This window comes from Arcobacter defluvii (assembly GCF_013201725.1).
GTDB lineage: Bacteria > Campylobacterota > Campylobacteria > Campylobacterales > Arcobacteraceae > Aliarcobacter > Aliarcobacter defluvii.
This window is the reverse complement of record NZ_CP053835.1, coordinates 376,271-397,405: the sequence shown is the minus strand read 5'-3', so window position 1 is coordinate 397,405 and position 21,135 is coordinate 376,271. Positions and strand designations below refer to the sequence as shown.

The window sequence follows — 21,135 nt, the reverse complement described above, 5'->3', positions numbered from 1 at the left end:
TGCCTTTGATTTTACATAATTAAGTATGTAGTGTAGTTTTTTGTAGTTTTTAAAGTATTTTTGTTATTGTAGTGTTTATTTCAAAAATTGTCAATAAATTATAAAATACATAAAAAAAGGTATCTTAATTGATACCTTTTTATTATAAATATAAATTAAATTTATATATTATAATTTACCTTCATTTTTAGCTAAATATTCAGCAACACCAGCAGTGTTAGCTTTCATACCTTCATCACCTTTTGCCCAACCAGCAGGACAAACTTCACCATGCTCATTTGTAAATAACATTGCATCTACCATTCTTATCATTTCATCAATATTTCTTCCTAATGGTAAATCATTAATTACTGCATGTCTTACTGTTCCATCAGCATCAATTAAAAATGAACCTCTTAATGCCACTGACTCACCAAATAATACATCATAATCTCTAGAAATTGATTTAGATAAATCTGCTACTAATGGAAATTTAACTCTACCAATTCCACCATTTTCAACTGGTGTTTCTCTCCATGCGAAGTGAGAGAATTGAGAATCAACTGAACAACCAATTACAGAAATTCCTCTTGAAGAAAATTCGTCAATTCTTTTTGAGAAAGCAATAATTTCTGATGGACATACAAATGTAAAATCTAGTGGGTAAAAGAATAATACTGCACCTTTTTCACCAATGTTTTCATATAAGTTGAAATTTTCTACTATTTGACCATCTGCAAGTACAGCTTTTGCTGTAAAATCTGGAGCTTTTTTTGTTACTAACATATTTTATATCCTTTAAATATTTTTTAATGTGATAGAATTATATAACAATATTTTGTAAAACAAACTGTAAATAAGCTTAAATTTCTAAATTTATAAGAAATATTATTTTATGATAATATTTATCCTTTCTACTATATATTTATATTTCTGTTACAATTATATTAATCACTTAATCATAAATCAAATATTTTAAAGATAATTTTATATTTACTGTGTTAAAGTTTGTTAAAATTTAATAAGGAGATATACAATGGCAGTAAAAATTACTGATATCTGTATTAGTTGTGATGCTTGTTTAGATGAGTGTCCAGTAGAAGCAATCGTAGATAATGACGAAAATCCAACAGGTGAAGATACATATTACGTATATGCTGATAAATGTGTTGAATGTGTAGGTCATAATGATAGCCCTGCATGTGCTGATGCATGTCCAACTGAAGGATGTATTGTATGGGATGAAGCTGGTTCTGGTTCAATTGAAAAAGAAGATAGAGGAACTCCGGGTACTCCTGTAGTTGAATAATAAATTTTATTAAATTTAACATATATTAAAAAGGCAAGTAGTTTTACTACTTGCCTTTTTTTGTTTTTTTAGATATAATCCGCGACTTAAAAAAAATCGAGGAATATAAGCAATGGAACAAACATTATCAATCATTAAACCAGATGCTGTAGCTAAAAATGTAGTTGGAAAAATCTTAGATAGATTTGAATCAGCTGGATTAAAAATTGCAGCAACAAAAAAAATGCAATTAAGTAAAGCAGATGCTGAAGCTTTTTATGCAGTACATTCAGCAAGACCTTTCTTTAAAGATTTAGTTGAATTTATGATTTCAGGTCCAGTAGTAGTTTCAGTTTTAGAAGGTGAAAATGCAATGGCAAAAAATAGAGAATTAATGGGTGCAACAAATCCTAAAGAAGCTGCTGCTGGAACAATTAGAGCAGATTTTGCAGAATCAATTGATGCAAATGCAGTTCATGGTTCTGATTCATTAGAAAATGCAAAAAATGAAATAGCTTTCTTCTTTGCACAAAAAGAAATTTGTTAATTATCTATTAATTTATTGATTTTATAATGAAAATTGAATTTAAAAAAGTACCTCAAACTACCAAGGAATTGGTTGTTGAATTTAATTCAGTTAAAATTGAAGGTACTTTTTGTAAAATATCGCCATCATTAGTGAAAGTTGAAGCAGTACTAAAAGGTACTACTGAAATTGATTGTTGTAGATGCGGAATAACAGAAATTAAAGAAGTTGATGAAGAACTTAATTTACTGTTAAGTGATGGTATCTATAAAGGTAATGAAGAGGAATATTTAGTAATTGAAGTAGAAAACAGTTTGATTGACTTTGATGAAATTATTAATAGTGAATTAAACAGTATAAAAAGTGACTACCATATTTGTAAAGAATGTATAAAATATGGTGATAATTTTGAAAAAGAATTTTAAGGAGAATTAAAATGGCAGTACCTAAGAGAAGAGTATCTCATACTAGATCAGCAAAAAGAAGAACTCACTACAAAATAACGTTAAAAAAACCAGTTAAAGATAGTGATGGTTCTTGGAAAATGCCTCATATGGTTAATCCAAATACTGGTGAATATAAAAACTAATGCTAAGAATTGCAATAGATGCTATGGGTGGGGACTTCGGTCCTGAACCTATTATAGAGGGCTTGATAACGGCTCTTAAAAAAAACAACAACTTTTCAGCAATTGCGGTTGGAAATAAAACACAACTTTTACAACTTATCCCACAAAACTTTTTATCAAGAGTCGAAATATTAGATACAAATGATGTAATTAGTATGAGTGATTCTGCAACTGATGCACTAAAAAGAAAAGATTCAACAATTTTTAAAGCCATAGAACTTGTACGTGAAGGAAATGCAGATGCAGTAGTTTCTGCTGGACATTCTGGCGCTACTATGTCTCTTGCAACTTTGAGAATAGGAAGAATAAAAGGTGTAAGTAGACCAGCAATTGCAACATTAATGCCAACGAGTGAAAATCAAAATACTTTAGTATTAGATGTTGGAGCAAATGTAGATAGTGATGCAAAAAATTTATTTGAATTTGCAGTAATGGGACAAGTCTATGCACAATATGCATTAAGACTTGATGAACCTATTGTTGGATTATTAAGTAATGGAGAAGAAGATAGTAAAGGAAATGAAGTAACTAAAGAAGCTTATAAACTTATATCTAAAATTCCTAATTTTGCAGGTAACGTTGAAGGTAGTGATATTTTCAAAGGTACAGTTGATGTTGTTGTTTGTGATGGTTTTGTTGGTAATATATTACTTAAAACAGCCGAAGGTGTTGCAGACACAATTGGAAAAATAATTAAAAAGAATTTAAAAAGATCGCTAATTTCTATTGCGGGTGCAGTTCTTATGAGAAAAGTATTTAAAAACTTAAAAGTAAGAGTTGATTATGCAGAATATGGTGGTGCACCACTTCTTGGGGTAAAAGCACCTGTCATTATTGCTCATGGAAAATCAAATCCAAAAGCAATTCAAAATGCAATATTTCAAGCAATTAATGCCGCAAGTTCAAATTTAGATAATATAATTGAACAAAGATTAGCAAAATATGGTAGTACTCAAGAAAACTAACTACTATATAAATTTAAGGATATGTAAATGACATATGCAGCTTTTAGATCTATAGGAGCTTATATTCCTCCTAAGATTATGACAAATGCAGATTTTGAAAAAATTATTGATACTAGTGACGAATGGATTACAAAAAGAACTGGTATTAAGGAAAGAAGAATTTCTGAAGTTGGTGAAGCTTCATCTGATTTAGGTTCACGTGCAGCTGAAGTTGCAATTCAAAGAGCTGGAATTTCAAAAGATGAAATTGACTTAGTTATTTGTGCAACTGTTACACCTGATTATTTATGTATGCCATCAACTGCATGCTTAATTGCTTCAAAATTAAATCTTCCTCCTGTTATGGCTTTTGATGTAAGTGCAGCATGTACTGGTTTTGTATATGCACTTAGTATAGCTAAAGCTTTTGTTGAATCAGGAATGAAAAAGAATGTACTTATTATTGGTGCAGAAACTTATAGCTCAATATTAGATTATACTGATAGAGGAACTTGTTTTATCTTTGGTGATGGAGCAGGAGCTGCTATTATTAGTGCAACAACAAATAAAGATGAAGCAATTATCGATATAAATTGTTCAAGTGATGGGAATTATGAAGATTTAATCAAAACTCCTGGTGGAGGAAGCAAACATCCTTGCTCACAAGAAGTTTTAGAAAATAAAATGGCTTGTATAAAAATGAAAGGAAACGAAACTTTCAAACTTGCTGTAAAAACATTAACTTCAGATGTAAAAATCATGATGGAAAAACATAATCTTTCAAATGAGGATATAACTCACTTTATTCCTCATCAAGCAAATTATAGAATTATAAAAGCTGTAGGTGAAGCTTTAGGATTAAGTGAAGAGCAAACTGTAGTTACTGTTGATAAATATGGTAATACTTCTGCTGCTTCTATTCCTATGGCAATGAACTATGCATATGAAGAAGGTAGAATAAAAGCTGGTGATACAGTACTTTTTGATGCCTTTGGTGGTGGATTAACTTGGGGTTCTGCTCTATTTAAATTTGCTCCTAAAAAATAAAATAGGTTTTAACCTATTTTATATCAACTGAACTAAACTCATATAAAAGACTGTCCCTAAAAAAATTGAAATTAAATAATTTTTAAATAATAAATGTAAAATTGCTGTTACAAAAACTCCAACTATTTCTTTTAAACCATAAGGTACTATAGAAAAATCAACATCTTTTAAAGTGAATACAATCAATATAGTTATAATAATTGAAGGAAAATACTTACCAATAAATAAGAAATAATGAGGTAATTCTTCTTTATTCCTAAAAAAAATAAATGGTAAAGCTCTTGTAAAATAACTAATTATTGACATAATTGCTATTGCTATAAATATTTCAGAATTATTCATTTTCAATTTTTCTTTCAAATGTAAATAATAAAATCAAAGCAAAAACAATTGATACAAGCAACATTTTATCACTAGGAATAAAAATCAAAGAAAAAATTGATGAAATAAAACCAATAAAAAATGGAAAAATATTTTTAAGACTTTTATATTGTTCAATACAAAGAACAACAAATAATGCAGTTAATGAAAACTCTAAACCTTGTGTATTAAACTTAATATTACTTCCAAAAATTGCTCCCAATGTTGAACCTAATAACCAATAAGATTGACTAAAAAAGAGTAAAAAAAAGTAATACCATTTTTTATTTAGATTTTCATCATCTTTAATTGAAGTTAAAAGTGCATAAGTTTCATCAGTCAATGCAAAAATCAAATAAGGTTTTAATTTACCTGTTTTATTAAATCTTTTTATTAAAGACAATCCATAAAAAGCTTGTCTTATATTTATAAACCAAGAAGCAATTGCTATATCAACATATCCTGCTTTTATATTAAAAAAATTTATAGCAACAAATTGTAGTGCACCTGTATAAATAAAAAAAGACATAATTGGAGCCAAATACCAAGAGTAATCAAAAGAGACTAACAATAAGCCAAAAGCAAAACCTAAAACAATATATCCCATCATAATTGGGATTGAAATATGAAATGCTTTTTTTAATTCATTTTTATATTTCAATATTTTTTATCTTTAGTTAAATTTTTTATTATTTGGATTATTTTTAAATACATCAAATGAATTTTTTTTCAAATTCTTATTAAATTTTTCAACTGTCGCAACTGAATTTAAATATAAAATTGATTCATCTACAATTATTTGAAAAACTGCATGAAGAGGTATTTTCACCACACTTCCAAAATTTTCATTTCCAAATCCTGCTTCAAAACTCAAGAATTCATCATCAACCTGAATTGTACTATAAGTATAATTACTCAAAATAAATAATGAAAATTTATGCATTTGCTCTTTTATAACTTTTGGTAATTCGGGAGTGAAAGTAATTGGTTCTATATTTGCTGTTATTGAAAATTCCTGATTTTTTTCTAATAAAAAAAGAATATTCTCACATATTTGTTTTTCGACTAAATTTTTATAATCTTCACTTTCTATTATATTTTGAATCATAATTAATTCCTATTTTAAAAATTTGATGTTATTATAACTTATGAAACAACTAATTTTCCTTATCTTTCTAATCACATCACCTTTGTGGGCTTATGAATTTAAATTAAACAAAAATGATATTGATTATATAAATAAATCTCCTAAAAAATCATTTATATTAAATCGAATTGAAAAATATCAAACATTAAAAGAAAAAGTAAAAGATTATGAGCTTATAAAAAAGCTCTCTTATGTTAATTCTTTTATAAATAAAATACTTCCAGCTCGTGATATTTCAACTGCTTCATCTATTGATTATTGGGCAACACCAAAAGAATTTTTACTTCAAGGTCATGGGGATTGTGAAGATTATGTTATTGCAAAATATTTTACACTTTTAGAAATAGGTATTCCAAAAGAAAAATTATATTTTGCAATTGTAAATATAAAAGGTCAAAAAGATGCTCATATGGTTTTACTATATATAGAAGACAAAAATTCCTCTCCATTAGTTTTAGATAATCTTAGTTTTAAAGTGATTCCATTTACAAAAAGACCTAAATTAATTCCAAAAGTGGCTTTTAATGAAATAGATTCTTATGTATTTACCCCAACAGGATTTACAAAAAAAGCAACAATAAATTGGGGGAAAGATAATAAATGGGAAAAACTTCTTAATCGAGTTTATAATTTAAAAGAATAATTTTCAATAATATTAAAATCTATCATTGCATTCATTAGTGCAATTTTTGATGCATTATATAACATATCTAATGTAATATCTTTTTCTATTAACTTTTTTTCTTCGAGTAATCTAGTTCTAGTTGTTCCTATTAATAAACAATTTTTTGAAGTTATCCAACAGCCATCATAAAAGATTGCAACATTTGCAATAGTAGTATCAGTTACAATATCATTTTTTACAATAATAATTTCATCACAACCATTTCTTTTTTCAAACAACTTATCTAGCTTAGTTCTGTCTAAATATTTTTTTGAATAATCTATCTCATCATCAATAATTATCTTAAAGCTTTTTATCTCTCTTTTTTTATACGGGAAATATAAAACATCAATTATTTCATCTTTATCATAAACAACTTTACATCTTAAAAGTTCATCAGATATTGGATAAATATACTCTTGCAAATTTATATTTAATCCTATTGTATTTGATATTCTTTTATTATGATATTCTAAATTAAAGATTTCAAAATCTTCACATTTAATTGTTTCAAAATATTTTATTGTTTCCACATTTTTCCTTTTTAAAAAGCTAAATAAATTTTGTCTATAAGTTCTTCATATTCAGCTAAAACATCACTATCACAAGTAATCCCTCCACCACTTTTATAAAATAAATTTCCTTTTTCATCAGCTTCAATAAATCTTATTAAAACAAAAGAATCAAAACTTTTTCCATCAAATATTCCAAAAATTCCTGTATAAAAATCTCTATCATAATCTTCAACTTTTTTTAGTATTTCAACTGTTTTTTTCTTTGGTGTTCCTGTTATTGAACCTGCTGGTAATATAGAAGTTATGATATCTCCAATATTTTCGTACCAATTTTCTTGCAAAGTTGCAGAAATTTTTGAACTTACTTGTAATAACTCTTTATCTCCTGCATTTATTGTTTCAATATATCTAAACTCTTCAACTTTTACATTTAAGCCAACCATTCCCAAATCATTCCTAAGTAAATCAACAACCATTGTATGTTCTGCCATCTCTTTTTGATTTGCTAAAATCTTCTCTTTTGCATTTTGAACTTTTGAATCAATTGTTCCTTTCATAGGATATGTAAAGATTCTATTTTCTTTAATTTCCACAAATTTTTCAGGTGAAAAACATACAAAATCTTCTTTTTTATTTTTAAATCTTAATTTATATTTACTTTTAGTATTTTCATAAATTTCATCTAAAGAGAAAGTTGTATCTATTTTAGTTTTTGCAGTTAAATTCAAAAGATAACTATTCCCTTTTTTTATCTCTTCTTGTATTATTTCAAACTTCTTTTTATACTCTTCAAATGAGATAGGAAATTTTTCTAGTTTTGTTTTAAGAGTTCTTTTAGAAAAATCTTCTTTTTGATTTAATTGGAATTTGATAGATGCAGGAAGATTTGATAATTTTTCTATGTAAGATTTAGTAAAATCGTATGATATTACAAATAAAAATGGTTCTTTTAAAGAACCAAATTTATTTAATTTATCTTTTATTAGTTTTTTATTCAATTTTTACTTTAAAATAAGTTTTTTAAGAACAGCAGCTCTTATAGCAACACCATGAGTTACTTGTTTTAAAACTTTTGATCTTGGATCTTTTAACATTTCATCGCTAATATCAACATTTCTATTAACTGGTCCTGGGTGTAAAAGGATAATATCTCTATCTCCTACAACTTCATTTGTAATACAATAATCTTTTGCATATTCTTGTAAAGATTCAAAATATATTTGATTGTGTCTTTCAAGTTGTGTTCTTAAACTCATAATAATATCAAGTTCATCTATTATTTCATTGATATTATTATATTGTTTAAATTCATCTCCTTCATATTTAAAACAATCAGGAGCAACTAAATTTACATCAATTCCAAATCTTGGTAGTAACCTTCTATTTGAACCTGCAACTCTTGAACTTTTTACATCTCCAACTATTGCTATTTTTTTACCTTCAGTTTTTCCTTCAAAATGCTCATAAATTGTAAATAAATCTAAAAGAGCTTGAGTTGGATGTGAATGTTTTCCATCACCTGCATTTATTATAGGACAATCTACAAAACCTGTTAAACTTTCTGGTAATCCACATTCACTATGTCTAATAATAATTGCATCTGGTTTCATAGCATTTATATTTGCAACTGTATCAAAAATTGTTTCACCTTTATTTGTAGAAGATGTTCCTACATCAAGTGATACAACCTCAGCTCCTAATCTCTTAGCTGCAATTTCAAATGAACTTCTAGTCCTTGTAGAATTTTCAAAAAACAAAGTAACTATAATTTTACCTTTTAAAATTTCATTTGGTTCAAATTTTAAAAACTCTCTTGCATCATCAAAGATGCCCATTATCTCTTCTTTTGAAAAATCCGAAGTTCTAATCAAATGCTGCATTTTTTTCCTTTAATTTTAGTTTGGATTTTAGCAAAAAGGAGTTTAAAAAATAAAACTTTTTGTATAATACAAAACTTTATTTTTTAGGACATTTTTATGAAATTACAATTAATAATTATTTCTTTATTTACTCTTTTATTTACAGCGTGTTCAGTAAAACCTCTTGAGCCTGTAAGTTTTGAAACTGTAAATAAAGAAATATCTTTCACAAATGATATTAAACCCATTTTAGATAATAGATGTGTATCTTGTCACTCATGTTACAACTCTCCTTGTCAATTAAAACTCTCTTCTTATGAAGGACTTGAAAGAGGTGGTTCTAAAGCTGATGTTTATGCAAATAGAATGAATGCAGATAGTCCAACAAGATTATTTATTGATGCTATAAATCAAAAAGAATGGAGAGGGAAAGGCTTTTTTTCTGTTGTTGATTATTTAGAAAACTCTAATGAATCAATAATGATGCAATATCTTTTTCAAAAAGATAAAAATCCTTTAAATTTAGGAAATTATTCTCCAGAAGAAGATGAACTTAGTTGTACAAAAGATAAAGATGAATTAGCTTTATTTTTTGAAGATAACCCACATAAAGGAATGCCTTATGGATTTCCAGCACTTAAAAAAGAAGAATACAATCTTCTAATGACTTGGTTAAAAGATGGTGCAATTGATGATACAAAAAAAGATGATATTAATAATTTTGAAAAAGAACAAATCAAAAAGTTTGAAGCGTTTTTAAATAATAAAGAGACAAAATATCAAGTAACTTCAAGATATATTTATGAACATCTATTTTTAGCTCATATAAGTTTTGATGAAAAAAGTGGCAATTTTTTTGAATTAATACGTTCAACTACGCCAACTGGTTTTAAACCAAAAATTATTGCTACAAGATTTCCTTATGACGAAGTAAAAGAACCATTTTATTATAGATTTAGAAAAATTGAATCAACTATTGTTCATAAAACACATATGGTTTATGAATTAAATGATAAAAAACTTGAAAGATATAATGAACTTTTTATAAAACCAACTTGGGAACAAAAACCATATTTACCACCTTATGATAGTAAAATTTCTGCAAATGCTTTAAAAATTTTCGAACAAATTCCAGCAAGTAGTAGATATCAATTTTTACTTGATGATATTCATTATATTATTATGACATTTATTAGAGGTCCTGTTTGTAAAGGGCAAATTGCCTTAAATGTAATAAATGACCATTTTTGGGTAATGTTTATGGATCCAAAATACGATTTAAGTCTACAAGATAAATATTTTTTACATGATAATATTCCAAATTTATCTATACCAAATGAGTATGGAGAAGATCCTAGCTTATTTAAAACATTCAAAGCTTTAGATAATTATGAATTAGCAAAAAAATATGAAACAAATAAAGCTTCTGTATATAAACAATATTATCCAAATGGGTTAAATTTTAATGCAATTTGGAAAGGAAATCAAACTCAAGAAAATGATTCAATATTAACTATTTATAGACATTTTAATTCTGCTTCTGTTCATAAAGGTGCTTTTGGAGATATTCCTAAAACTTTATGGGTTATTGATTTTCCTTTATTAGAACGTATTTACTACTCTTTAGTTGCAGGTTTCGATGTATTTGGAAATACAGCACACCAATTATTAGTACGAACTCATATGGATAGACTTAGAATTGAAGGAGAGAGTAATTTCTTAGAATTTTTACCAAAAGAGTCAAGACAAGAATATTTTAATTCTTGGTATGAAGGTTGGTTAGCTCAATATTTATCTGTTTATATTCCTTCAGATAACAATGTTGATATAAAATATCAAACTAAAGATTTCAAAAAAGAGTTTGCAAATAAAGTTTTAGACTATACAAATACCAAAAGAGATTCTATAAATTTTATAGAAGATGGTTATAAACAAAATGAAATTAAAAAAGTTTATAATACTAAAGAAGAAATTGAAAAGACATTTAAAACTTTAACTTTACCTAATAGTTCAAAAATTATAAAACATTTTACAGATGGAGAATCAAATTTAGCTTATATTAGAATCAAAATGAACTCAGGAGAGAATTTTGTATATACTTTAGTTATAAATAGATGGCATAAAAATGTTGCTTTACTTTTTGATGAAGAATCAAGGTTAGAGCCATCAAAAGATAGAATAAATTTTGTAAAAGGATTTATAGGTTCTTATCCAAATCTTTTTGTAGTTGTAAATCAAAATGATTTAAATGAATTTTTCAATCTTTTACAAAACTATAAAGATACTCCAAATGATGATAAAAGAATATCTAAATTTGTTATAAATCGGGCAGATTCAAATTTTTGGGAAAATTTTGATTGGTTTAATAATGAGTTTAAAAAACAAGATTCTTTACAATATGGATTATTTGATTTAAATCGATATTATAGTAAAGCAATTAATCAATAAGTATAAATATATTTTGGATATAATCTTGCCAAAATATATCTAAATTTTTTTAGGAAAAGAAATGAATGAACAATTAGAACAAATGGACAAAGAGTATGTACTTCATACTTATGCAAGAAATTATGTAAATTTCAAAAAAGGTATCAATGCCACGCTATTTGATGAAAATGATAAAGATTATATAGACTTTACATCTGGAATAGCTGTAGTTAGTGTTGGACATGGAAATAAAAGAGTTGCAGATAAAATATATCAACAAATATCAAATATAACTCATATTTCAAACTTATATGCAATTGAACCACAAGCAAAACTTGCAAAAAAAATAAGAGAATTAAGTGGTTATGATATAAGAACATTTTTCTCAAATAGTGGTGCTGAAGCAAATGAAGGTGCTATAAAAATTGCTAGAAAATATGGTGAAACAAAATTTGAAAATAAAAGATATAAAGTTATCACATTAGAACACTCTTTCCATGGAAGAACAATTACAACTGTAAAAGCAACTGGTCAAGAATCTATGCATACACCAAATTTTGCTCCTTATCCAGAAGGATTTTCATATCATAATAAAATAGATGATATTTATAATGCAATTGATAATGAGACAGTTGCTGTTATGATAGAACTTGTACAAGGAGAAGGTGGAGTTCAACCTTTTAATAAAAAAGATATTCAAGAATTAGCAAAATTTTTAAAAGAGAATAATATTTTATTAATCATAGATGAAGTTCAAACAGGTGTTTTTAGAACAGGTGAATTTTTAGCTTCTAATCTTTATGAAATTGAACCTGATATTATCACTCTTGCAAAAGGTCTTGGTGGTGGAGTTCCTATTGGGGCTGTTTTAACAAAACATAAAGATATTTTTTCTCCAGGTGATCATGGTTCAACTTTTGGAGGAAATTATTTAGTTACAACTGCTGCTTTAGAAGTTTTAGATATTTTAGAAGAGTTAAAAGATACTGGAACATTAGATGAAACTATCATTTATTATAATTCTAAATTAAATGAATTTTTTGAAAACAATAGAGAAATATTTACTGAAAATGTAGGTCTTGGACTTATGAGAGGATTAAGAGTTAAAGATGCGGAAACTTTGGCACTTGTGATTAAAACAGCTTTTGAATGTGGAGTTTTAGTTTTAAAAGCAGGAAAAAATACTCTAAGACTTCTTCCAGCACTTACAATCTCAAAAGCAGAAATTGATGAAGGTTTCAAAAGGCTGCAAAATGCACTTGATAAAATCAAGCAAGGTTAAACTACTATTTTGTAGTTTAATCTCTTTAAGTCTTTTTGCATCAGATGATACAAAAGATGCTTTTGATACAAAAATAATTTCAGAAAAAAGATTAAAAAATATTGAGTTATCAAAAGAACAAATAAAAGAAGACAGCTCTAAACTAAGAAAAGATTGGATAAATCCAATAACTTATCAATATACTAAAAATTTAGGTGAAGATGAAAAAACTGAGCGTTCACTTATTTCTATAAATCAGCCAATTTTTCAAAGTGGTGGAATTTATAAAGCCATAAAATATGCAGATTCAACTTATGATTATGCAGCACTTGAATTGGACCAACAACAAAAAGACCTTGTAAAACAAGCTTTACAATATCTTTATAATATTGAAAAAACAAATTTAAATATTCAAAAAGCAAAATATACTTTAGAAAATGCAAAAATAGATGTAAATAGAAAAAAAGAACAAGTTCTAAATGGTTTTTTAGATACTTCTTATTTAGATGATGCACTTCTTACACTAAATAGTTCAAAACATAATTTAGTTGATTTAAAGTATCAAAAACAAGATTTAATCAATAGTTTCAATAATATTTCATCACAAGATTACACAAAATTTGAACTTCCTATATTTAAAATATTTAGCCAAAAAGAGTTTTTAGAAAATAATATCGAACTAAAAAAAGCTCAAGCTGATATTGAAAAAAAAGGTAATTATTCTTATATGACTATGGCAAAATATTTACCAAGTGTAAATGCTTATTATACTTACTCAAAATATCATGATACAGATAATAGTATAAAATATACAAAAGAAAATGACCAAACATTTGGATTGACTTTAAACATACCATTTGATAGTAGAACATTCAATGATATTCAAAGTACAAAAATCGATTACTTAAAATCAAAATTAAATTTAGAAAATAGTGAAGATGATGAAAAAACTTTTTTCAAAACAAAACTTGAAAAAATATCTATGCTTGATGAGAGACTACAAATAACAAGAGAAGATTTAGAAGTTTATGACTCTATTTTAAAGATCATAAATGAAGAAAAACAAGCACAAATTAAAACACAAAGTGATGTTGATACTTTACAAAACTCACAGAAAATCAAATCTTTAGATTTAAAAATATTTGAAGTTGAAAAACAACTAGAACTTTTAGAACTGTATGCAAAACTTCATTAGAAGTTTTTGCATACAAATATATTATTTAGATTTTTTATCTTTTTCTTTACTTTCTTTATAATTTAAGTAATATTCCATTTCTGATGGAGTTAAGATTTTTATTGTATTTGTACTTCCTGGCATTCCAACTGGATAACCTACTGTTGCTACATATAAACCTTTTTTATTTAATAAACCTTTTTCATCTAAAGATTTCAACATTTTTTGAAACATTTTTGAAGCTTGAGCTTCTTTGATAATTCCAACTGGTTCAACTCCCCAAACAGCTGTTAGAGAATTTAATATTTTTTTCTTATGTGTAAAAGTATAAATAGGAGTTTTTGGTCTATATCTTGACATTTTTGTTGCTGATTTTCCAGAACTTGTAAGTGCTAAAATACCATCTGCTTTTAAATCATCTGCAAGTTTTGTTACTGTTGCTTGAATAACATCAAATTCATCCAAATAAGGGAACTTATATTGTTTTTCATAATTATAAATACCTTCAGTTTTTGCAATGATATTATGCATTGTATCAACTACATTTATTGGATCTTCTCCAACTGCACTCTCTTCACTAAGCATAACAACATCTGTTCCATCTAAAACTGCATTTGCAACGTCAGAAATTTCAGCTCTTGTTGCTCTTTCATTTTGAGTCATTGATAAAAGCATTTGAGTTGCAGTGATTACTGGGATTCCTTTTAAATTTGCTTTTTTAATAAGCATTTTTTGAATAGTTGGAACATCATAATAAGGAACTTCTATTCCTAAATCTCCCCTTGCAACCATCAATCCATCACTAGCTTCTATAATTTCATCAATATTTTCAACTGCATCAAATTTTTCAATTTTTGCTATTAATTTACCTTTATATCCATTTAAAAGATTTCTAGCTTTTCGCATATCTCTTGCATTTTGAACAAATGAAATTGCAAAATAATCAACTTCATGCTCAACACCCCAAGCTATATCTTTTTCATCTTTTTTTGTAATTACATCAATATCAATCACAGTATTTGGGAAATTTACACCTTTTCGTGAAGATAAAGTTCCATGATTTTCAATTCTAGCTTTTACTTCTTTTCCTGTTTCAATAACTTTTGCTCTAATTGTTCCATCATATAAATAAATATATTCATCAATTTTTACTTTATCTAAAATATCTGGATAATTAATAGATACAACATACTCTTTATCTGCTTTTTTATATCCAACCATTTCATCTTTTAAAAAAGTAATTACATCATCTCTATAAAGTGAAAAAGGCTCTTTTAAATCTCCAATTCTTACTTTTGGACCTGAAATATCTTGTAAAATTCCAACCGTTTTCCCTGTATTTTTCATAGCTGTTCTAATATTATTTAATGTTTCTAAATGATATTCATGGCTTCCATGCGAAAAGTTTAATCTAAACATGTTTGCACCAGCTTTAATCAATCCTTCAATCATTTCTAAACTATGGCTTGCTGGGCCTAAAGTTGCTAATATTTTTGTTCTTTTTTCCATAGATTCTCCTTCAAAAAGTTATTTTTATTATAACATAATATTGTTACAATAGAGTAACTATATTGTTTCACTATTCTTACATAATTTTTATGTTAAAATCGCTTATTACATATAAAAAGAGGTTATTATGAAATATCTAAATTTTAAATTTTTATTATCGACTACCGTAATTGCAAGTTTATTAACTGGTTGTGCTCAAAGAACCGGAAACGAAACTTATGACAATAATCAAAATGCAATTATTGGAACAACTCTTGGAGCAATTGCAGGTATTGTTTTAGGAAATAATATTGGTGGTGGGAACAAAGGACGAAATAAAGTAATTGGTGCAGTTGCAGGTGCAGCAATTGGTGGAGCAATTGGTTATAGTATGGATAAACAAGCTCAAGAAGTTGCTCAAAGTTTAAATACAAATGTAAATAATAATCCAAATGCCGTTTTAGACCCAAATCAAGATTTAATCGTTTCAAATACTGATAACTACGTAAAAGTTATGTTCAGAGATGACATGATGTTTGAAACTAATTCTGCAAATCCAACATATAGTGCCCAAACAAAAATATCTAAAATAAACTCTGTTTTACAAAAATATCCAAATACATTAGTTCAAGTTGTAGGTCACACAGATAGCCGTGGAACTCATGCTTATAATCAAACTCTATCTGAACAAAGAGCTTCAAATGTAGGAAATATTATATATAATTCTGGTGTTTCAAATCAAATTTTTTCAAGAGGTTGTTCTTTTGACAAACCAGTTGCATTAAATAATAGTGATGCAAATATGGCTCTAAATAGAAGAGTTGAAGTTTATTTATATCCAAATCAACAATCTGTTATAGATGTTTGTAAATAAAAGGTAAAACCTTTTATTTACAGCTTTTTTGATACAATCGTATATGATTAAATTTAGTACATATTTTAATGATTGGCTTTATGGTAAAAATGGATATTATTCAAACTACAAAGAAATAGGAAAAGATGGTGATTTTTTCACTTCAGTTTCTACTTCTTCTTTTTTTGGTGGCACAATTGCAAAAAAAATTATTAGCTCGATTGAAGATGGATTTCTACCAAACAATACAACAATTTTAGAAATTGGTGCTCATCATGGATATTTACTTGCAGATATAATCCAATTTATATATACATTAAAACCCAAACTTCTTGATACTTTAAATTTTGCAATAGTTGAAAGATTTGAAAATCTTCAAAATCAACAAAAAAAATATTTACAAGAATCTTTTGGAAATATTATCAAACTAAAACATTTTAATGATATTTCAGAGGTTAAACTTGAAAATGCCTATATTATTGCAAATGAGATTTTTGATGCTTTTTCTTGTGATTTAGTTTATACAAATGATAAAAATATTTTACAAATTGCAATGGTAGAAAATCATAAAATAGAGTTTATTGATTGTATTGATGAAAAAATTTTAAATCATTGTAAAAAATACAGTATCACAAAAGGTGAAGTTGCATTGTCTTACAAAGATTTTGTAAATACGATTTGTAAAAATATAACTCATTTTGAATTTCTAACTTTTGATTATGGAGATAAATTTCCAAGAAATGATTTTAGTACAAGAGTTTATGAAAAACATGCAGTTTATCCAATTTTTGAAGAAAATCTAAATTTAGAAAAACTCTTTAAAAATTCTGATATTACCTATGATGTTCACTTTAATTATTTAAGTGATTGTTTCAAAGAAAATGGAATAAAAGATATAGTTTTTAATACTCAATTAAAATCTTTAGTTGAATTTGGTATTTTAGAATTATTAGAAATTTTAAAAGCAAATGTAAATGAAAACACTTATTTAAAAGAGACTCAAAAAATAAAAGTTTTACTAGAGCCAACTGGAATGGGTGATAGATTTAAAACCTTGAATATAAGAAAATAAGTTAAGTGTTTGTATAATCAAACTTTATAAAAAATATAAAAAGGTTTAAATTATGATACTAATTATAAATGGTGAAACAAAAGAGTTTGATAACTCATTAACACTTCAAGACATAATAACAAATTTACAAATTGAAAACAAAGTAATGGCAGCTGCTATTAATATGAATATTGTAAAAAAAGATGATTGGAAGAATTTTATTCCAAAAGAAAATGATAAAATCGAATTACTTCAATTTGTTGGTGGTGGTTGATTTTATGAGTAGAGAAAAAGGAGAATTTGCTGAAAAAAAAGCAATCTCTTTTTTAGAAGATTTAAATTTTAAAATCATTGAAAAAAATTTTTATGCTAAAAAACTTGGTGAAATAGATATTATTGCTAAGAAAGAAAATATTTATCACTTTTGTGAAGTAAAATCTGCACCTGATTATGAAACTGCTATTAATAATATAACCCCTTCTAAACTTTCAAAAATAAAAAGAAGTATAAATTACTATTTACAAATAAAAAAATTGGATATTTCTTATTCAGTTGATGCTATTATAATCACAGATGAAAATATTGAATTAATTGAAAATATAACTATATGATTAAGCAAGGGGTGAAGGTCGCAAAAACACCCCTTACTGTTCTAAACTGTATCTAAAATTAGTAGAAAAGAATTATAACAATTCAAAGTAGCAATAAACTAGCAAAAGTTGATAATTGTAAAATTTAACTTTTTCTTAGAAATTATTAGATACTATTCAAAAATACTTACGGAGAATTTTTTGTACTCAAAAGAACTTGAATCTATTAAAAAGTCTAACCGTTTTAGAACAAGAGATATATTCGATGATAATCTTATTGATCTTGCCTCAAACGATTATTTAGGTCTTTCTACAAATAAAAATCTTTTTCAAAAAGCTTACGAAAACGTTTTAAATCAAAATTTCCACTCTCCTCGTGCTTCAATGTTAGTAAATGGCTACAATAAAATCCATAAAGATTTTGAAGATAAATTGTGTGAGGTAAATAAATTTGAAGCAGGAATCACTGTTGGTTCTGGTTTCTTAGCAAATATCTCAATGATTGAAGCACTTGTTAGAAAAAATGATACATTATTTATTGATGAAGAGTATCACGCAAGTGGAATACTTGCTACAAAGTTATTAAAACCTGAACAAGTAATTGTTTTTAAACATAATGATTATAAAGATTTAGAAAAAAAAATTTTAGAAAATAAAAGAGTTGGAAGAAATATTATAGCTATTGAAGGTGTTTATTCAATGGGTGGAGATATTGCACCAATTGAAATATTTAATTTAGCTGAAACATATAAAACTCTTCTTATTGTAGATGAAGCTCATAGTTCTGGAGTAATTGGAGAAAATCTTTTAGGTATTTTTGACTATTATAAAATAAAACCAAATAAATATCATATAAAAATGGGAACATTAGGAAAAGCTTATGGTTCTTATGGAGCTTATATTTTAGCTTCTAAAGAGATTATAGATTTTTTAACAAATAGAGCAAAACCTATTATTTATTCTACTGCTCCTTCATTATTTGATACCGCCCTTGCACTTGAATCTTTAAATTATATTATAAATAATAAAAAAGATTTAAAGGAAAAAATAAATACAAATTTAAATATTATTTACGAGATTTTAAAAATAAAATCTCAAAGTTTAATTATTCCAATTGAAATTGGTGATAATAAAAAAGTGAAAAAAATTCAAGAAATTTTAAAACAAAATGGTTTTATAGTTGGAGCAATTAGACAACCAACCGTAAAAAGTGCAATTATTAGATTAATTGCAAAAATTGATATAAATACTAACGATTTAATTAGTGTCTGTAATTTATTAAAGGATTTGAAATGCTAATAAATGATTTAATTAAAGGTAATAAAAAATTTAGAGAAGCAAGTTTTTCTAAATATGAAGCTGATTTAAAACAATTAGTTGAAACAGGGCAAAGACCTGAAGTACTATTTATTGGGTGTAGTGATAGTAGGGTAACTCCTGATTTAATGCTAGATACAAAACCAGGTGATATGTTTATTTTAAGAAATGTAGGAAATTTTGTTCCACCATATAATCCAGATAATGATTACCACGGAAGTTCAGCTGTTATTGAGTATGCTGTAAATATTCTGGGAGTAAAACATATCATTGTTTGTGGACATTCACACTGTGGGGCTTGTAAAAGCTTATACCAAGACTTTGGAAATTCTCCTGATTTAATTAATATTAAAAAATGGTTAGATTTAGGTAAAAAAGCAAAAGAATATACACTATTGGCAATTCAAGATAAAACTGATAAAGAGAATATTTATAGAACTACAGAAAAAATTTCTATTGTCCATCAAATGGAAAATCTTTTGACTTTTCCTTACATTGAGAAAAAAATAAAAAATGGTGAAATCCAAATTCATGGTTGGTATTACAAAATTGAAGATGGAACAATTGAGTATTATGATGGAAATGAATGTTCTTTTAAACCACTAATTGAGAATACAAATGAACAATAATGAAATAAGAAGATTACCGAAGAAAACTATTTTTATAATAGGATTATTAATTGTAATTGGTCTTGCTTTCTTTTTATTTCTAAAAAGTTTAAAAGAACAAAAACTTACAGAAGTTCTTAATACAATTGGTCATGAAAATATAAAAGATTTAAAAGTTATAAATAAAATGAGTGTAGAAGACACTCAAACAAGATATAAAAGTACTGTTTATAAAGTTATGTTTTATGACAATAATTTAAAACAAACTTGTATAGGTTTTATTCATAGAGAAAAAGATGCGCACTATACAAAAGATATTGATTGTAAGTAGGGAAAAATGAGTATTATTGAAAAATTAGAAAAAAATGAAAGATTAGAATATGAAGATGCAATTAAATTATATGATTTAGATTTGTTTACATTAGCTTCATTTGCAAATAAAATTAGAACTGAAAGACATGCTAAAAAGACATATTTTAATATAAATAGACATATAAATCCAACAAATATTTGTAAAGATGTTTGTCAGTTTTGTGCCTATAGCGCAAGTAGAAAAAATCCTCACCAATATACAATGAGCCATGAAGAGATATTAGAAATTGTAAAAAACTCTTCGAAAAACAATATTAAAGAAGTTCATATTGTTTCAGCTCATAATCCACATACTGGATTACAATGGTATATGGATGTATTTAAAAAGATTAAAGAGAATTTCCCATCAATTCATGTAAAAGCTTTAACAGCTGCAGAAATTCATTTTTTAAGTACAGAATATAATCTATCATACGAAGAAATTATAAATATGATGATTGCACATGGAATTGATTCAATGCCAGGTGGTGGAGCAGAGATTTTTGATGAAACTGTTAGAAAAAGAATCTGTGGAGGGAAAGTTAGTTCTGTCCAATGGTTAGAAATTCATAAACTTTGGCATCAAAAAGGAAGAAAAAGTAATGCAACTATGCTTTTCGGTCACGTCGAAGATAGGAATCATAGAATTGATCATATGTTAAGATTGAGAAAATTACAAGATGAAACTGGTGGATTTAATGCATTTATTCCTTTAGTTTATCAAACTGAAAACAATTATTTAAAAGTAAAAGAAGCATTAACTGGGCAAGAGATATTAAAAACTTACGCAATTGCAAGAATTTTACTTGATAATATTCCAAATATAAAAGCTTATTGGGCAACTTCAACTGTAAAATTAGCATTAATTGCTCAAGAATTTGGTGCAAATGATGTTGATGGAACAATTGAAAAAGAATCTATCCAAAGTGCTGCAGGTGCTGGAAGTGCAAATGGTATTGCTCAAATGGAATTTGTTGATTTGATAAAAAATTCTGGATTTATTCCAGTTGAAAGAGATTCTGTTTATAACGAACTAAAAACTTGGTAAAACAAGTTTT

The 21,135-nt window shown here is 26.4% G+C and carries 26 protein-coding genes; 18 read left to right on the top strand and 8 right to left on the bottom strand.

Going from position 1 to position 21,135, the window contains the following annotated elements:
* Positions 1-168: 168 nt before the first annotated feature.
* Positions 169-765, bottom strand: a complete 597-nt coding sequence (locus tag ADFLV_RS02115) for a peroxiredoxin (protein WP_014473125.1) — start codon at positions 763-765, stop codon at positions 169-171.
* Between the two features lie 250 nt (positions 766-1,015).
* On the opposite strand from ADFLV_RS02115, the gene ADFLV_RS02110 reads away from it, so the two are divergent.
* The 6 genes from ADFLV_RS02110 to ADFLV_RS02085 all read left to right on the top strand — a co-directional run bounded on the left by ADFLV_RS02110 (position 1,016) and on the right by ADFLV_RS02085 (position 4,412).
* Entirely contained in the window at positions 1,016-1,288 is a 273-nt protein-coding gene (locus ADFLV_RS02110) for an NADH-quinone oxidoreductase subunit I (protein ID WP_014473124.1), read from the top strand.
* A gap of 112 nt (positions 1,289-1,400) precedes the next feature.
* Entirely contained in the window at positions 1,401-1,814 is a 414-nt protein-coding gene (ndk, locus tag ADFLV_RS02105) for a nucleoside-diphosphate kinase (protein ID WP_014473123.1), read from the top strand.
* Positions 1,815-1,882: 68 nt separating this feature from the next.
* Positions 1,883-2,218 (top strand): hypothetical protein, encoded by a 336-nt coding sequence (locus tag ADFLV_RS02100; RefSeq protein ID WP_228712349.1) that lies wholly within the window; start codon positions 1,883-1,885, stop codon positions 2,216-2,218.
* An 11-nt stretch (positions 2,219-2,229) separates the two neighbouring features.
* Positions 2,230-2,382 carry a 50S ribosomal protein L32 gene (rpmF, locus tag ADFLV_RS02095; RefSeq protein ID WP_004510349.1) on the top strand — a complete coding sequence of 51 codons (153 nt, stop codon included), beginning with the start codon at positions 2,230-2,232 and terminating at the stop codon, positions 2,380-2,382.
* Complete coding sequence (gene plsX, locus ADFLV_RS02090) at positions 2,382-3,386, top strand: phosphate acyltransferase PlsX (protein ID WP_014473121.1); 1,005 nt, start codon at positions 2,382-2,384, stop codon at positions 3,384-3,386. The genes rpmF and plsX overlap by 1 nt, the downstream gene beginning before the upstream one ends.
* Before the next feature lie 27 nt (positions 3,387-3,413).
* Entirely contained in the window at positions 3,414-4,412 is a 999-nt protein-coding gene (locus ADFLV_RS02085) for a beta-ketoacyl-ACP synthase III (RefSeq protein WP_014473120.1), read from the top strand.
* Between the two features lie 18 nt (positions 4,413-4,430).
* Here ADFLV_RS02085 and ADFLV_RS02080 read toward each other — a convergent pair whose 3' ends face one another.
* From ADFLV_RS02080 to ADFLV_RS02070, 3 genes are read right to left on the bottom strand one after another with little or no spacing between them, the layout of a single operon-like run.
* The gene (locus ADFLV_RS02080) at positions 4,431-4,754 is read right to left on the bottom strand and encodes a branched-chain amino acid transporter permease (RefSeq protein WP_129010355.1); all 324 of its coding nucleotides are present in this window, start codon (positions 4,752-4,754) and stop codon (positions 4,431-4,433) included.
* The gene (locus ADFLV_RS02075; protein WP_129010354.1) at positions 4,747-5,433 is read right to left on the bottom strand and encodes an AzlC family ABC transporter permease; all 687 of its coding nucleotides are present in this window, start codon (positions 5,431-5,433) and stop codon (positions 4,747-4,749) included. Before ADFLV_RS02075 ends, ADFLV_RS02080 begins: the two co-directional genes overlap by 8 nt.
* 12 nt (positions 5,434-5,445) lie before the next feature.
* Entirely contained in the window at positions 5,446-5,880 is a 435-nt protein-coding gene (locus ADFLV_RS02070; protein WP_014473117.1) for a hypothetical protein, read from the bottom strand.
* Positions 5,881-5,920: 40 nt separating this feature from the next.
* On the opposite strand from ADFLV_RS02070, the gene ADFLV_RS02065 reads away from it, so the two are divergent.
* Entirely contained in the window at positions 5,921-6,562 is a 642-nt protein-coding gene (locus ADFLV_RS02065) for a transglutaminase-like cysteine peptidase (protein ID WP_041654625.1), read from the top strand.
* Here the strand turns inward: ADFLV_RS02065 and ADFLV_RS02060 are convergent.
* The 3 genes from ADFLV_RS02060 to ADFLV_RS02050 are packed head-to-tail and all read right to left on the bottom strand — an operon-like array spanning position 6,544 to position 8,978.
* Positions 6,544-7,116 (bottom strand): aminotransferase class IV family protein, encoded by a 573-nt coding sequence (locus ADFLV_RS02060; protein WP_014473115.1) that lies wholly within the window; start codon positions 7,114-7,116, stop codon positions 6,544-6,546. The two genes, ADFLV_RS02065 and ADFLV_RS02060, sit on opposite strands and share 19 nt — an antisense overlap.
* 11 nt (positions 7,117-7,127) lie before the next feature.
* A complete protein-coding gene (locus ADFLV_RS02055; RefSeq protein ID WP_129010353.1) occupies positions 7,128-8,096 on the bottom strand; it encodes an aminodeoxychorismate synthase component I in 969 nt (322 codons plus the stop codon).
* 3 nt (positions 8,097-8,099) lie between these two features.
* A complete protein-coding gene (locus ADFLV_RS02050) occupies positions 8,100-8,978 on the bottom strand; it encodes an aspartate carbamoyltransferase catalytic subunit (protein ID WP_129010352.1) in 879 nt (292 codons plus the stop codon).
* Between the two features lie 96 nt (positions 8,979-9,074).
* Between ADFLV_RS02050 and ADFLV_RS02045 the strand changes: the two genes are divergently transcribed.
* From ADFLV_RS02045 to ADFLV_RS02035, 3 genes are all read left to right on the top strand, one after another.
* A complete protein-coding gene (locus ADFLV_RS02045) occupies positions 9,075-11,405 on the top strand; it encodes a fatty acid cis/trans isomerase (protein WP_129010351.1) in 2,331 nt (776 codons plus the stop codon).
* A gap of 61 nt (positions 11,406-11,466) precedes the next feature.
* Positions 11,467-12,666, top strand: coding sequence for an aspartate aminotransferase family protein (locus tag ADFLV_RS02040; protein ID WP_014473111.1), 1,200 nt, complete (start codon positions 11,467-11,469; stop codon positions 12,664-12,666).
* Positions 12,638-13,840 (top strand): TolC family protein, encoded by a 1,203-nt coding sequence (locus ADFLV_RS02035; RefSeq protein WP_172658747.1) that lies wholly within the window; start codon positions 12,638-12,640, stop codon positions 13,838-13,840. Before ADFLV_RS02040 ends, ADFLV_RS02035 begins: the two co-directional genes overlap by 29 nt.
* 21 nt (positions 13,841-13,861) lie before the next feature.
* Here the strand turns inward: ADFLV_RS02035 and pyk are convergent, their stop codons facing one another.
* Positions 13,862-15,328, bottom strand: a complete 1,467-nt coding sequence (gene pyk, locus ADFLV_RS02030; protein WP_014473109.1) for a pyruvate kinase — start codon at positions 15,326-15,328, stop codon at positions 13,862-13,864.
* A gap of 127 nt (positions 15,329-15,455) precedes the next feature.
* Between pyk and ADFLV_RS02025 the strand changes: the two genes are divergently transcribed.
* The 8 genes from ADFLV_RS02025 to mqnE all read left to right on the top strand — a co-directional run bounded on the left by ADFLV_RS02025 (position 15,456) and on the right by mqnE (position 21,125).
* Entirely contained in the window at positions 15,456-16,181 is a 726-nt protein-coding gene (locus tag ADFLV_RS02025) for an OmpA family protein (RefSeq protein WP_014473108.1), read from the top strand.
* Between the two features lie 43 nt (positions 16,182-16,224).
* The gene (locus ADFLV_RS02020; protein ID WP_129010350.1) at positions 16,225-17,232 is read left to right on the top strand and encodes an SAM-dependent methyltransferase; all 1,008 of its coding nucleotides are present in this window, start codon (positions 16,225-16,227) and stop codon (positions 17,230-17,232) included.
* A 52-nt stretch (positions 17,233-17,284) separates the two neighbouring features.
* Positions 17,285-17,485 (top strand): sulfur carrier protein ThiS, encoded by a 201-nt coding sequence (gene thiS, locus ADFLV_RS02015; RefSeq protein WP_014473106.1) that lies wholly within the window; start codon positions 17,285-17,287, stop codon positions 17,483-17,485.
* A 4-nt stretch (positions 17,486-17,489) separates the two neighbouring features.
* Entirely contained in the window at positions 17,490-17,822 is a 333-nt protein-coding gene (locus tag ADFLV_RS02010) for a YraN family protein (RefSeq protein WP_129010349.1), read from the top strand.
* A 180-nt stretch (positions 17,823-18,002) separates the two neighbouring features.
* Positions 18,003-19,100 carry an aminotransferase class I/II-fold pyridoxal phosphate-dependent enzyme gene (locus ADFLV_RS02005; RefSeq protein WP_129010348.1) on the top strand — a complete coding sequence of 366 codons (1,098 nt, stop codon included), beginning with the start codon at positions 18,003-18,005 and terminating at the stop codon, positions 19,098-19,100.
* A complete protein-coding gene (locus tag ADFLV_RS02000) occupies positions 19,094-19,747 on the top strand; it encodes a carbonic anhydrase (protein ID WP_014473103.1) in 654 nt (217 codons plus the stop codon). The genes ADFLV_RS02005 and ADFLV_RS02000 overlap by 7 nt, the downstream gene beginning before the upstream one ends.
* Entirely contained in the window at positions 19,737-20,057 is a 321-nt protein-coding gene (locus ADFLV_RS01995) for a hypothetical protein (protein WP_014473102.1), read from the top strand. Before ADFLV_RS02000 ends, ADFLV_RS01995 begins: the two co-directional genes overlap by 11 nt.
* 6 nt (positions 20,058-20,063) lie before the next feature.
* Complete coding sequence (gene mqnE / locus ADFLV_RS01990) at positions 20,064-21,125, top strand: aminofutalosine synthase MqnE (protein WP_014473101.1); 1,062 nt, start codon at positions 20,064-20,066, stop codon at positions 21,123-21,125.
* Positions 21,126-21,135 lie beyond the last annotated feature (10 nt).

Excerpts from the sequence above, each read along its gene's own strand:
- ADFLV_RS02115 (WP_014473125.1), bottom strand. The coding sequence starts at position 765 with ATGTTAGTAACAAAAAAAGCTCCAGATTTTACAGCAAAAGCTGTACTT.
- ADFLV_RS02110 (WP_014473124.1), top strand. The coding sequence starts at position 1,016 with ATGGCAGTAAAAATTACTGATATCTGTATTAGTTGTGATGCTTGTTTA.
- ndk (WP_014473123.1), top strand. The coding sequence starts at position 1,401 with ATGGAACAAACATTATCAATCATTAAACCAGATGCTGTAGCTAAAAAT.
- rpmF (WP_004510349.1), top strand. The coding sequence starts at position 2,230 with ATGGCAGTACCTAAGAGAAGAGTATCTCATACTAGATCAGCAAAAAGA.
- plsX (WP_014473121.1), top strand. The coding sequence starts at position 2,382 with ATGCTAAGAATTGCAATAGATGCTATGGGTGGGGACTTCGGTCCTGAA.
- ADFLV_RS02085 (WP_014473120.1), top strand. The coding sequence starts at position 3,414 with ATGACATATGCAGCTTTTAGATCTATAGGAGCTTATATTCCTCCTAAG.
- ADFLV_RS02080 (WP_129010355.1), bottom strand. The coding sequence starts at position 4,754 with ATGAATAATTCTGAAATATTTATAGCAATAGCAATTATGTCAATAATT.
- ADFLV_RS02070 (WP_014473117.1), bottom strand. The coding sequence starts at position 5,880 with ATGATTCAAAATATAATAGAAAGTGAAGATTATAAAAATTTAGTCGAA.
- ADFLV_RS02065 (WP_041654625.1), top strand. The coding sequence starts at position 5,921 with ATGAAACAACTAATTTTCCTTATCTTTCTAATCACATCACCTTTGTGG.
- ADFLV_RS02050 (WP_129010352.1), bottom strand. The coding sequence starts at position 8,978 with ATGCAGCATTTGATTAGAACTTCGGATTTTTCAAAAGAAGAGATAATG.
- ADFLV_RS02045 (WP_129010351.1), top strand. The coding sequence starts at position 9,075 with ATGAAATTACAATTAATAATTATTTCTTTATTTACTCTTTTATTTACA.
- ADFLV_RS02040 (WP_014473111.1), top strand. The coding sequence starts at position 11,467 with ATGAATGAACAATTAGAACAAATGGACAAAGAGTATGTACTTCATACT.
- ADFLV_RS02035 (WP_172658747.1), top strand. The coding sequence starts at position 12,638 with ATGCACTTGATAAAATCAAGCAAGGTTAAACTACTATTTTGTAGTTTA.
- pyk (WP_014473109.1), bottom strand. The coding sequence starts at position 15,328 with ATGGAAAAAAGAACAAAAATATTAGCAACTTTAGGCCCAGCAAGCCAT.
- ADFLV_RS02025 (WP_014473108.1), top strand. The coding sequence starts at position 15,456 with ATGAAATATCTAAATTTTAAATTTTTATTATCGACTACCGTAATTGCA.
- ADFLV_RS02020 (WP_129010350.1), top strand. The coding sequence starts at position 16,225 with ATGATTAAATTTAGTACATATTTTAATGATTGGCTTTATGGTAAAAAT.
- thiS (WP_014473106.1), top strand. The coding sequence starts at position 17,285 with ATGATACTAATTATAAATGGTGAAACAAAAGAGTTTGATAACTCATTA.
- ADFLV_RS02010 (WP_129010349.1), top strand. The coding sequence starts at position 17,490 with ATGAGTAGAGAAAAAGGAGAATTTGCTGAAAAAAAAGCAATCTCTTTT.
- ADFLV_RS02000 (WP_014473103.1), top strand. The coding sequence starts at position 19,094 with ATGCTAATAAATGATTTAATTAAAGGTAATAAAAAATTTAGAGAAGCA.
- ADFLV_RS01995 (WP_014473102.1), top strand. The coding sequence starts at position 19,737 with ATGAACAATAATGAAATAAGAAGATTACCGAAGAAAACTATTTTTATA.
- mqnE (WP_014473101.1), top strand. The coding sequence starts at position 20,064 with ATGAGTATTATTGAAAAATTAGAAAAAAATGAAAGATTAGAATATGAA.